Source organism: Maribacter confluentis (assembly GCF_030505015.1).
Lineage (GTDB): Bacteria > Bacteroidota > Bacteroidia > Flavobacteriales > Flavobacteriaceae > Maribacter > Maribacter sedimenticola.
The window spans coordinates 3,369,346-3,381,040 of record NZ_JAUKUC010000001.1 but is presented as its reverse complement, the minus strand read 5'-3'; the positions used below and the strand labels follow the sequence as shown (position 1 = coordinate 3,381,040).

Genomic DNA, 11,695 nt, shown 5'->3' with positions numbered 1-11,695 from the left:
GAAAGTACTTAAAATAGGAAAGTAACGAACAAAATGATATGCAACTCAATTATATCTATTTGTTTACCCTGATTTACAGCTAAAAGCTGAGAGATAGTTCCATATTGATCGTCATCTACAAACATAAAATGTTCTAAATAAGAAACTGACATGAGTTAAAACAAGTATTGAAACAATACCTTTTTAGCAAAATTGGTAAGGAAATAAAATATAATCTTGAATTAAATTCAAATCGTCTCTCTATAAGAAAACACAATCATTTGTTAAAATATAATATACTGATATACATCATTTTAAACAGTTATTCATCAATATACATTTGCTTCTATAAGTAGAACCTAAATCTAAAAAAAATGAAAAAACAAGTAACTCTTAATTTTAGATATACAAGTTAAAAAGAGTTTAGAAACCTTTAAATAATATAAAGATGAAAACAGATTCAAAAATTAAATTGGATGTTCAAAACGAATTATCATGGGAACCAAGTATAGATGAAACAAAAATTGGTGTCGCCGTAGATGAAGGTGTCGTCACTTTAAGCGGAGAAGTAGATAGCTATACAAAGAAAATTGCAGCGGAAAAAGCGGCCAAGCGTGTAAGTGGCGTTAAGGCAGTAGCAGAAGACATTATGGTTAAATATCCATCAAGTATTGACAAATCTGATACTGATATCGCCAAAGCAGTGGTAAAAGCATTAGAATGGGATTCATCAGTACCGGACAATACAGTTATCGTTAAAGTTGAAAATGGTTGGGTATACTTAACAGGAGAAGCGAAATGGGCGTACCAAAAAAATTCAGCAACAAATGCAATTAAAAATTTAGTAGGTGTAAGAGGCGTTTCCAATAACATAAAGCTAAAACAAACAGTTAAACCGATTTTAGTAAAAGATACTATAGAGGAAGCCTTTGAGAGATCTGCTCGTATAGATGCCAAAAGCATTGTTGTAACAGCAGATGGCAGTACTGTTACCTTAAGTGGAAAAGTGCATTCTATTAAAGAAAAAGAAGAAGCCGAAAAAGCTGCCTTCAGAGCTCCAGGGGTACTTGATGTGGTTAACAAGCTTAAAATACAATACTATCCTTCTTACGTATAATATTATTTAATGCACACTTCACAAACCATTTAAAACCTTCGTTTACTAGTTAAGCGAGGGTTTTAAGATTTTGCAAGTAGAATTATATTGTTAAAAGTTTTAGTAAAACATGGACTAAAATGACTCCAAACTTAAAGACATTGTAGCCCAAAAATGTATTGAGCTAAATGAAAATATAAAAAATAGATTTTTTAACAATGCTACATAGCGTAACTACGCTCCTAATAATAATCAATGTTAACATTCATCTAAAAGAATTTTTAAGTGTATTGAAGAATACAATGTGCTGTATGTATATATGATAACTCTCTAATCTAAAAGTTTGTAGCTGATTTCAAGTTAAATTAAGGCTGTAAGTTAGTTGAAGGAGAGTTTATATATCGCCAGATGCTACCTACCATTGTAAACCATTTTGATTTTAAAAGCACTAAGAACTATTAATATAAGACCTTAAAACAGTTATCTGAAAATTGCCCACAACATTGAGTTCTACATCAGCATTTAACAAAACAAGACCATATGCCAAGTGAGATAGTTTACAATCGATGATTATCTTGTTGTTAAAACCACTAAAAACAGGTTTAAAATGCTCTTTCATCATTAACCCGGAGACCTTACCAATATTAATTGCTTTTATTACCGCGTCTGTAATCTGTTTTGGAGATAAACCTTGTTCTAACAAATCACTTGCCAAATAGTTCATCTGCAAGCTATGGTAAAAGTCCATGAATCTGGCAATACTATCTACCTGTCGAAATTCTTTAATAAAGATGGTCATTTCCATAGCAATTGTTTTTAATGTTCAAAGTTTCTTTACATAGCCGAAAACCATTTTTTTAAATTCCCTAAAATCGGTGGTAAACAAATTCATTCGCTCTCCCAAACTTCTATGCTTTTCACGATAATCCCAATCAGACAATCCTTTTTCGCCTTTATGTAAACGAGATAATAACTTTTCATGAAGTAAAATATCTTCTTCTAAATAATTAAATAGGTTCTCATGAATTTTATCTAAGTTTTCTAGCATTTTAGCATATTCAGAACCCGTAGTCTTTTTATTTTTTAAAAGATTGGCGAAGAATTTTGTTTCATCTTTCCAGAAGGCAACAGTGTCTAACCATTCCATACTTTCTTGGTGAAGCAATTCTAGGCTTGCTCCTAGCAGTAATAATGCAGCTTTTGTATTAGTTTTTGTTGTTTCCATTTTCATATTATTTAGAAATTATTACCCCAAAAATTGAAATTTGTTCACAACCACAAAATGATCTAGATCAGTGTCAATTATCGACTTATAAACTGAAAGAGAACAATATGCATTACTGATTCACATCATTTTACAAATAAATAGTAGACCGTATTTTTATTCAAAATAGAACTTTATGAAAACAGATGCACAAATAAAACAAGACATCTTAGACGAACTTGTTTTTGAACCTAATATTGACGAAACTCAAATTGGGGTAATTGTAGAAAATGGTATTGTAACATTAAGTGGTGTAGTCAACGAATATTTTAAAAAAGCTTTAGCCAATAAGGTTGCTAAACGCGTTAAAGGTGTAAAAGCTGTTGCCGAGGATATTGAAGTAAAATATGGTGACGAATATGCTAAAACCGATAAAGAAATTGCAAAAGCAGCAGTAAATGCCCTTGAATGGAATGCAACTATACCTAGCGAAAAAGTGGAAATTTTTGTTGAAGACGGGTATATCTATTTATCAGGAGAAGTAACTTGGTCTCACCAACGTGAAGCTGCTAAACATACGGTTCAAAATCTATTGGGTGTAAAAGGTGTCGTCAATAACATAGAAATAACACCTTTATTAAAAGCAGATAATATTGAAGATCAAATTACCAAAGCCTTGGAACTTAATACCAGTATAATGGCAAAAGGCATACGAGTTCAAGTTGATGGTGACACCGTACAGTTAAAGGGAAGGGTGCATTCTATAAAAGAAAGAGAATTAATTGAAAAAACGGCATATAAAGCCGCCGGAGTAAGAAATGTACAAAATGAAATAGTAGTACAAACATATCCTGAATTTGTTTAAAAAAATAGAGAAACTGACCTAGGTCATTTTAAACAACGACACAACATTGTATTTTAGCTGTATAATTAAACGTTCATTGAAAATCATACAGATTTAGCTTTTTATTAATAGCCTAGAATCTAAGAAAAGAAGAGGTTACGAACACTCTTTCAATACTAATTGTATCTCGAACGGTTATAGCAATATATTTAAGTAGGATCATGAAGTGGCGATTGGGTTGAAGAACATCTTCTAGGAAACCGAGGTACTTCGGCACCTCGGTTTCTTTTAAATAATTGATATTGGTTTTCATTTCCGTAAGGAAAAGATGACCATAGCAATGCCAGAAAATTTGTGATTGTTCAAATCTATTTATAAATCATTTTAGAAATAAGATGGCGTACAAGTTTGGTTGAAAACATACATAAATTCAAAAGTATTGCGGGAAAACAGGAGACTTTGGTTTCCTGTTTTTTTTTGTCCTTATTTAAAATTCGAAGAATCTATAGCAAAGGGAGTATATAGAATAGATTAATTTTTTTGAAGCAACTCATCTACAAACTTCAATTCTTCTTCATAAGACTTTAAAATTAGCAGAAAATAGTTGTTATATAAATCTTGTATACAGCTAGATGCTATTTTCTCTGTAAATCCAAGTCCTCTGAGTATACCGTAAGGTCCAGAAGGGAATTCTCCCAATTGTTTGCTTCCGTACATTTCTTGTAAAAAATGGTAAACTATGGTACCGGTTATAAAAATAGTACCAATTTCTGGATTGTTGAAAGTTGCAAAATCAGTTTTAACTCCAAAAATACTTTTTAAGTTTTGATTTAACTCCGTTTTAACCTGTTCATTCTGACTACTTTTCAAAACTAAGTTTTGGTTTAGTTTACCAAGAACAGAAAGTTGTAAACTATTAGCAGTAAGCATATTCAATTGATGAATTACCGGCTTTAATTGCCAAAGTTTTTGATAACTTTTAATTCTAAAAATTTGTTGCTGCTGTTTGAAACGTATTGATTTCATAACTTAGAAAGGTTGGTTCTAATTGTATTAAAACACTTTCCGAAATTTCTAATTTAAGCTATAGCTGTACTTTATAGAATGACTAAAATCAGTTATATCTTTTATCAAATTTATTTCAAAATTAAAAATCTGCAATATTTAATAATTCTTCTTTATTCAGAATAATAATTCTTCTACCACTATCAGTTGTTATTAAGCCCTCATCTTTAAAATCTGAAAGTGTACGAATGGCTGTTTCAGTCGCCGTACCTATCATACCTGCAAAATCTTCACGAGGTATTGACATACCTCCATTGGGTTTGTCTTTTATTAGTCCTTTCTCATACAACTCTAACAATGCTTTTGCCGCACGCTGCCTTACAGGTGCAAAGGCCATGTCTACCAAATGAGATTGTACATTGATTAAATTATTGGACACCATAGCGATGAACTTTTGTGAGACCGAAGGGTTGCCATATAACAATTTTAAAAAATCTACTTTTGGAATGGCACAAATTTGTGCATCTTCTAAAATAACGGCATTTTCTACATAAGTACCTGCCGCATGTAAAAGTGACAACTGACCTATAAAGTCACCTGGCCCGTATAGTCCCGTTACCAATTCTTTACCGGCCTCAGTTCCCTTATATGTTTTTACGTTACCACTTTCAATAAAAAATAATGAATGGGCGTTATCACCTTCCCAAAAGATAATCTCCTTTTTTTCATAAGATTTAAGCATATGGTTTTTAGATAGGCCCTCCATATCTTCAAACTCAGAAACCTCTTCGATAAAAGTATTGATACCCTTCAAATTTCTTACAATTTCCTTTTTTAGATTGTCATGTTTATTTAACCGGCATGCAATTACCCCTAACAATTCATTCTCCTCGAAAGGTTTGGTTAAATAATCATCAGCACCAAGGTTCATACCTGTACGTATATCTTCCCTTTCTGTTTTAGCGGTAAGAAAAATAAAGGGAATACTGACCATTGACATATCTTTTTCAAAATTTTGTAAGACCTGAAAGCCATCCATTTGTGGCATCATGATATCACATATTACCAAATCTGGCGAAAATTCTTTAGCTTTTTGAATACCTATTTCACCATTTTCGGCAGTAATAACGTCGTAATTGGCAAGTTCTAAAATATCTGCAGTGTTTTCACGTACATCATCATTATCTTCTATTAATAAAATCTTTTTCATATTGATCTAGGTTATAGTTAAGGTTAAGTTGCACGGTAAAAGTACTACCGATACCATATTCACTTTTAAAACTTACAGTACCTCCCATTAACTCAACATATTGTTTTACAATATAGAGTCCTAGACCGGTACCTTGAATGTAAGTAGCGTTATCTGCACGAAAGAAACGATCGAATAATCTGTTTTGCTCATTTTCTTTAATCCCAATTCCATTATCGATAATATTGAATTCAATTATTTTATTTTCTCTTTTTATTTCTAATACAACTACTTTGCCTTCATCTGAATATTTTAGTGAATTTGAGAGTAGATTAGTTAAAATATGAGTTAATAAGTTTGGATCCAAAAAAGCCATTATTTCTGCATCATTATGAATAAAACGTATGCTTTGTTCATCCTTTTTCGCAGATTCCATATCATCAATAAGCGATTTACAAAATTTAATTAATTCAAAAAACTTAGGTTTTGCTACCACTCTACCTTCTTCAAGCCTGCTTAAGGATAAAAAGTCGTTCAAAATAACAACTAAACGTTTTACATGGGTTCTTATTCTTGTAACATGTTTTTGGCGTTTATTTTCCAGACCTGGTCTGTTTTGCTTTCCAATTAAAATTGCAGAAGATAAAATGGCACTTAAAGGGGTTCTAAACTCATGCGAAGCAATTGAGATAAAACGTGATTTCAATTCGTTAAGTTCTTGCTCATCTTTTAAAGCTTTAGTTAATTTCTCCTGAACTTTCTTTTGTTGGGTTATATTATTATAAACAAAAAGAGCCCATACCACTAGTCCATTATCAGACTTTAATGGAGTGGTATTAACAGCATATATCAGTCCGCCGAACGTAACTTCAAAAGAAAGACTTTTACCAGAAAAAGTAGTCGAAATTTTACGCTTGATCGCATTTATCTGTATTTCTGTAAAAACTGAAAAATGATCCACCTTCTTGCCTTCAAATTTCGATTTTTTTAATTTCATCCGCTTCAATTCTTCACCTTCTATAAATACGAGTTCAAAATTAGAATTGAACACAGCAATAAACCCATTCGGAAAATTTTCAGTTATTGCAATTAGTTGAGCTTGACTTCTTTGTGCTTTTCTCTCTGCAAGTTTGGTTTCGTAAATTTGATCTTCAAGAATAAGATTGTTCTCTACTAATTTTTGCACCGTAGATTCTATCTCCTTAGTACGGTCCGCAACTTTTTCTTCAAGTATATTTGCGTATTGTTCTAATTGATGTTTATCTCTTTGAATTTCTGTAACGTCATTTTGAACTCCTATAAAATGAGTTAGATTTTTATTTTCATTAAAAAGTGGAGTTATGCTCAAGTCATTCCAAAACATTACACCATTTTTTCGATAGTTTCTTATAAGCACCCTGCAAGCTTCCCCATTTTTAATAGCATTTCCCATAGTAGAAATAGCATCTTGATCTCCATCATCGTTCTGGAGAAAATTACAATTTATGCCTATAACCTCTTCTCTATTATAACCAGTAATTTCAGTAAAAGCATTATTACAATAGATTATAGGTAAGTTGGATTTCTGGGCGTCTACAATTACAATTCCATTTCCAGCAGCATTTAAAGCCTTATTTCTTAAACGTAAAGTTTTTTGAATTTCTTTGGTTTTAGAAATATTTCGCGCTATAGTCAGAACTTGATTATTGTTCAAGGGTACAAGCCTGCATTCAAAATCAACTATTCTATGCTTTATGGGAACTTGAATTTCTAATATTCGCATTATTTTATTCTGCAATACGCTAGTTATAGCTTTTTTAAGCCTTTTTGCAATCGTTAATGGAAGAAGTTGATCTAAATCTTTACCTTCAATACCTTCTTTTGATAGTATTGTATTTACATCGGCTGGTATATGTATTTCTAAAACACTACCCTTTTCATCGTGTACTGTCATTACATCGGGAATCACCTTTAGAATAGCCCTGTTCTTTTCCATACTGGAATGCAGTCTTTTTTCTGCTAGCACTTTTTCAGTAACATCAATACCTGAAGAAATCATACCCGTTACCTCTCCATTATCATCTTTAGACAATGCATTTTGCCAACGAATGAACTTCTTTCTATTACCTTTAGTTAATACCCAGTTTTCTTTAATTCCGGGTACTTCTTGTTCTCCATTAATTAAATCATCAAAAAAATGAGTTAGTTCATTTCTCTTTTCTTTTGGAATACATATGTCAAACCAATTCTTACCTTCTAATTCTTTGGCACTATATCCCAGAACCTCACACCCTTTTCTATTGACCATTTCAATAGTATGATCTTTATTTATGACTAAAAACACAGAAGCTGCAGTGTCTAAATATTTCCAAAGCAGTTGTTTTTCTTTGGTCAATAATATTTTCGCTTCTGTACGTTCAGTAACATCCTCAATAAATCCTTCTAAAAACCCTATTTTCCCTGATCGGTCATGAACACAAGAGACTGTTTCTGAAACCCATTTAATTTTATTGGTTGATGTTAAAATTCGGTAAGATATCTGGTATGTTTTTTTTTCTGATATAGCTTCTCTTCTTTTCTCTTTTACAAAAGCTTTATCTGCTATATGAACTAGTGATAACCATTTTAAATTTCCAGTATCATAAAATTGCTTCGGCAAATAACCAGTAATTGTTTCACATGCATTGCTTATAAACTCTATAGAAAAATTTTGATCGGTTGTACACCTAAAAACAATGCCTGGCACATTAGCAATGAGGTAACGGAGTTTTCTATCACTTTCAAAAACCGAAATATCGACTTTTTTGCAGAAAATGACGAAAACCGTTTGTCCTTCTGCACTAGTTTTTACTAATCTAAGATCTATTTCATATTTTTTCCCACTTGTATGCAGACCCATGAGCTGAACATGCTCAGAGGTAGAATTTTTCATTAATAATTGAATGGTTTTATAATTATCGTTCAAAAAGATAATATCCAATTTTTCTGAAATTAAAGCGCTCTTTGGGTGACCGAACATTTGTACTGCTTGATCATTAACCTTCAAAATAGAACCACTACTATCAATAACGAACAAACCTGCCATTGAAGAATCAAATACAGCTTGGTACAAGGCAGCGTCACTAACCTCTAGCTTCTTATTAGTATGTTTTTTTAGTTCTGTCATTTAGGTTTAAAACATATTCCTTGTGTTTCTTCAATACTAACAAATTCATAATTGGCATCTATTAATTTAAACAGTAGATTTTAAGTATAAAAAACATATAAAATTGAATATAAAGGCTTAGGTTATTATAGTCATCTATATTCCCTTTCACCAAAATCAAGGCATTTGTAACCAGCATCAATATTGGGTTTGCAGGGTATTATACATACCAACAAATTCTGCGGTGAAATACTTGGCATTTTTTGTGAAACGAAATACATATTACCTATTGTTGACAATTAATGTTTCTTTTGCTATCATGAAACTTTAAAACACCACCCGCTTTTCTATAAATGTATTATTCATACATAATTATAAAAATGATATTGGTCATTGCTATAATCTCAAATGATAATGATCATGTTTTTAAATAGTTAAAAACAATTGATGTTTTGAAAGAAGTTCTGATTTTTTTTGGAAAGGCATTTGTATAATATAGATACTTAAAATGTAAAGAATGACCAATTTCCCTTCATCAAATTTCAATTTTTACACCTAATTTTTAAAATAGCTTGATAGACCGCTTTATAATCTGTGCCAATACTAATGACCCCATGGCAGAAATGATTATTAAAAACAATTGATAAATTGAAATAGTTTCTAAAGAGAGTACATTAGCAATTGGGGAAATAAGAGTTATTGCAAATGTTAAAAATAGCGATATCGCAATTGCACCCCAAACCCAAATATTAGTAGTGACTTCATTGATCCAAAAAGATGCGGTCTGGCGTGGTAAATTGAAAACATTGAACAATTGTGCCAATACCAAAGTGTAAAAAGCCATGTTATTTATGATATTTTCTGATAAATTCAACACAAAATGGGCATACATAACCATACTTAAAACTGCTGCACTTATACATGTTCCAAATAAAATAATTGAATTCCAGTCCTTTTTACTGATAATAGGTGCCTTGGGGTCTTTTGGTGCTCTTTCCATTATGTCATTTTCTCCTTTACCAAGACCTAGCGCCAATGCGGGGAAAACATCGGTTATTAAATTGAGAAACAAAATTTGCATTGGTAGCAAAGGTGATGGTAAATTGGAAAATGCCGCTATACCAACAGAGAGAATCTCTGCCAGATTACATGAAAGAAGATAAATCACAAACTGCCTAATATTTTCAAAGATTACCCTACCTTGTTTTATAGCCATTTCTATAGCTGTAAACTTATCATTTTTTAAAATTACATCTGCTGCCTCACGGGCTGCCTCTGTACCTCGTATGCCCATTGCTATTCCAATATCAGCTTTTTTTAACGCCGGAACATCGTTGATACCATCACCGATCATACCTACAATATGGTTGTTTTTTTGGTAGAATTTAACAAGATCTAATTTCTGCTTTGGCGAAACACGGGCAAAGACCGAAGCTTTAGAAATTTTTTCAAATAATGTTGGATCTATATTCTCTATGAATTTAAGATTTTGGGCTATTAATACCTCATCTGGATCAGCATCCCTTTTTAACAAGCCAATTTCCTCCGCAATTTTTTTTGAGGTACCAGGGTGGTCACCAGTAACCATAACCACTTTTATACCTGCTTTTTTATAAACATCGATAGTCGCCATAACGTCGCTTCGGGCCGGATCAAGAAAACCGATTACTCCTAAAAATACTAATCGGTCAACTATAGTCTTTAAGGTCGGTAGCTCATTCATTTCTTTAAAGGCAAAGGCCAAAGTACGTAGACCATGGTCGGCAAGAGTATTCACTTTAGTATGCCATTCAGTTTTCGTTTTAAAAGGTGTAATTTCTTTTTCATCCATTATATAATCGCAATGAGGTATAAGAGCTTCAAATGCTCCTTTTGCGTATACTCTAATAATCTTACCATTTTTATGTGCTGTTGCCATAAATTTTCTGGTCGCATCAAAAGGTAATTCCAAGTGTTCTGGATAATCATTCTTGATAGCAACAGGGTTGTAGCCTAAATATTCTACAAATTCTAGTAAAGCCCGTTCTATTGAGTCGACTTGACCATCAATTGCAGTGTCCAAATTTTCATTATTACACAGAATACTAGCCAAAATTATATTTTTAAAAATAGGCTGTTCTTTTATTGCCATTGAATCATTTTTAATAAATACATCATCCAAAGATTTGTCGCCAAAAAGAACGGTATGTACTTTCATACGATCTTCTGTTAGGGTACCAGTTTTATCCGTACAGATAATATCTGTAGCTCCAAGGGTTTGTACAGCTTCCATTTTTTTGATAATAACCTGCTTTTTTGATAATCTTAACATACCTTGGGCCAAGGCTATAGTAGCAACAATAGGCAAACCTTCCGGTATTGCCGCTACAGCTAATGCAACACCGGTTTCCACCATTAACAGAATATCTTTTCCCCTAATATAACCTGCACCAACAACCAACAATGCAAAAAATAGAGTTAGCCAAATGAGCCATTTGCTTAAATGATTCAGCTTTTTCTCTAATGGAGTATGTTCTTCTGATGCCTCAATTCCAAGCTGTTGTATATGACCTAATTGAGTAAATTTTGCCGTAGAGGTAACAATTGCCTTTCCATACCCAGAAGTTACCATGGTACCCCTAAAGACCATATTGTATTGATCGGTAATTGGCGAATTTCCTTTCAGTACCTTAACCACTTTGCGGATTGGTATGCTCTCGCCGGTTAAAACAGATTCTTTGACCAATAAATTATCTACGGTTATTAGACGTGCATCTGCAGGGACAATGTCACCTGTTCGCAATAAAATAATATCACCTGGTACTATTTCCAATCCCTTTATATGAACGCTTTTACTTGATCTAATAGCATGTATTTTAGATTGACCCATTTTACGAAGTGCTTCTAAAGATCGTATAGCCCTTAGTTCCATAAAAAAACCAATACCGGCAGAGATAATTATAACGACAAGTATAGCAATACCCTCTAAAACATCACTAAAAATGAAGGCTAATATAGCTGCAGCTATTAGAATATATAGAATTGGGTTTAAAAACTGACCTACTAGAATACGCCACCTTTTTTTTGGTGCATCTTTTGGTATTTGGTTTGAACCATATTTGTTCAATAAATTTTGAACCTGTTGTTCTTCAAGTCCAGATTGAACATTGCTTTCTAAAATAGTTACCAACTTTTCAATAGACAGAGCAAACGGATTTTGGACCATTAATTAATTTTAAAATGAAATCATTAAGCTATAAATTATAATACCCTTT

Annotated in this window: 9 protein-coding genes; 2 read left to right on the top strand and 7 right to left on the bottom strand. The window is 32.4% G+C overall.

Features of this window, described 5'->3' with window-relative positions; genetic code table 11:
* The first annotated feature begins 427 nt into the window (after nt 1-427).
* A complete protein-coding gene (locus Q2T41_RS14690) occupies nt 428-1,096 on the top strand; it encodes a BON domain-containing protein (protein ID WP_304436685.1) in 669 nt (222 codons plus the stop codon).
* A gap of 427 nt (nt 1,097-1,523) precedes the next feature.
* Here the strand turns inward: Q2T41_RS14690 and Q2T41_RS14685 are convergent, their stop codons facing one another.
* Both Q2T41_RS14685 and Q2T41_RS14680 read right to left on the bottom strand, forming a co-directional pair.
* The gene (locus tag Q2T41_RS14685; RefSeq protein ID WP_304436684.1) at nt 1,524-1,880 is read right to left on the bottom strand and encodes a hypothetical protein; all 357 of its coding nucleotides are present in this window, start codon (nt 1,878-1,880) and stop codon (nt 1,524-1,526) included.
* A gap of 18 nt (nt 1,881-1,898) precedes the next feature.
* A complete protein-coding gene (locus Q2T41_RS14680; RefSeq protein WP_304436683.1) occupies nt 1,899-2,300 on the bottom strand; it encodes a hypothetical protein in 402 nt (133 codons plus the stop codon).
* Between the two features lie 175 nt (nt 2,301-2,475).
* Between Q2T41_RS14680 and Q2T41_RS14675 the strand changes: the two genes are divergently transcribed.
* On the top strand, nt 2,476-3,144 hold the full coding sequence (locus Q2T41_RS14675) for a BON domain-containing protein (protein ID WP_304436682.1): 669 nt from the start codon (nt 2,476-2,478) through the stop codon (nt 3,142-3,144).
* Nucleotides 3,145-3,256: 112 nt separating this feature from the next.
* Here Q2T41_RS14675 and Q2T41_RS14670 read toward each other — a convergent pair whose 3' ends face one another.
* From Q2T41_RS14670 to Q2T41_RS14650, 5 genes are all read right to left on the bottom strand, one after another.
* Nucleotides 3,257-3,400 carry a hypothetical protein gene (locus Q2T41_RS14670; RefSeq protein WP_304436681.1) on the bottom strand — a complete coding sequence of 48 codons (144 nt, stop codon included), beginning with the start codon at nt 3,398-3,400 and terminating at the stop codon, nt 3,257-3,259.
* A gap of 254 nt (nt 3,401-3,654) precedes the next feature.
* Complete coding sequence (locus tag Q2T41_RS14665) at nt 3,655-4,149, bottom strand: hypothetical protein (RefSeq protein WP_304436679.1); 495 nt, start codon at nt 4,147-4,149, stop codon at nt 3,655-3,657.
* 121 nt (nt 4,150-4,270) lie between these two features.
* Nucleotides 4,271-5,338 carry a response regulator gene (locus tag Q2T41_RS14660; RefSeq protein WP_304436678.1) on the bottom strand — a complete coding sequence of 356 codons (1,068 nt, stop codon included), beginning with the start codon at nt 5,336-5,338 and terminating at the stop codon, nt 4,271-4,273.
* Nucleotides 5,310-8,462 (bottom strand): PAS domain S-box protein, encoded by a 3,153-nt coding sequence (locus Q2T41_RS14655; RefSeq protein WP_304436677.1) that lies wholly within the window; start codon nt 8,460-8,462, stop codon nt 5,310-5,312. Before Q2T41_RS14655 ends, Q2T41_RS14660 begins: the two co-directional genes overlap by 29 nt.
* Before the next feature lie 541 nt (nt 8,463-9,003).
* Complete coding sequence (locus Q2T41_RS14650) at nt 9,004-11,646, bottom strand: cation-translocating P-type ATPase (RefSeq protein WP_304436676.1); 2,643 nt, start codon at nt 11,644-11,646, stop codon at nt 9,004-9,006.
* Nucleotides 11,647-11,695 lie beyond the last annotated feature (49 nt).

What these genes read in the sequence shown, in the direction of transcription:
- Q2T41_RS14690 (WP_304436685.1), top strand. Translation starts at nt 428, where the DNA reads ATGAAAACAGATTCAAAAATTAAATTGGATGTTCAAAACGAATTATCA.
- Q2T41_RS14685 (WP_304436684.1), bottom strand. Translation starts at nt 1,880, where the DNA reads ATGGAAATGACCATCTTTATTAAAGAATTTCGACAGGTAGATAGTATT.
- Q2T41_RS14680 (WP_304436683.1), bottom strand. Translation starts at nt 2,300, where the DNA reads ATGGAAACAACAAAAACTAATACAAAAGCTGCATTATTACTGCTAGGA.
- Q2T41_RS14675 (WP_304436682.1), top strand. Translation starts at nt 2,476, where the DNA reads ATGAAAACAGATGCACAAATAAAACAAGACATCTTAGACGAACTTGTT.
- Q2T41_RS14665 (WP_304436679.1), bottom strand. Translation starts at nt 4,149, where the DNA reads ATGAAATCAATACGTTTCAAACAGCAGCAACAAATTTTTAGAATTAAA.
- Q2T41_RS14660 (WP_304436678.1), bottom strand. Translation starts at nt 5,338, where the DNA reads ATGAAAAAGATTTTATTAATAGAAGATAATGATGATGTACGTGAAAAC.
- Q2T41_RS14655 (WP_304436677.1), bottom strand. Translation starts at nt 8,462, where the DNA reads ATGACAGAACTAAAAAAACATACTAATAAGAAGCTAGAGGTTAGTGAC.
- Q2T41_RS14650 (WP_304436676.1), bottom strand. Translation starts at nt 11,646, where the DNA reads ATGGTCCAAAATCCGTTTGCTCTGTCTATTGAAAAGTTGGTAACTATT.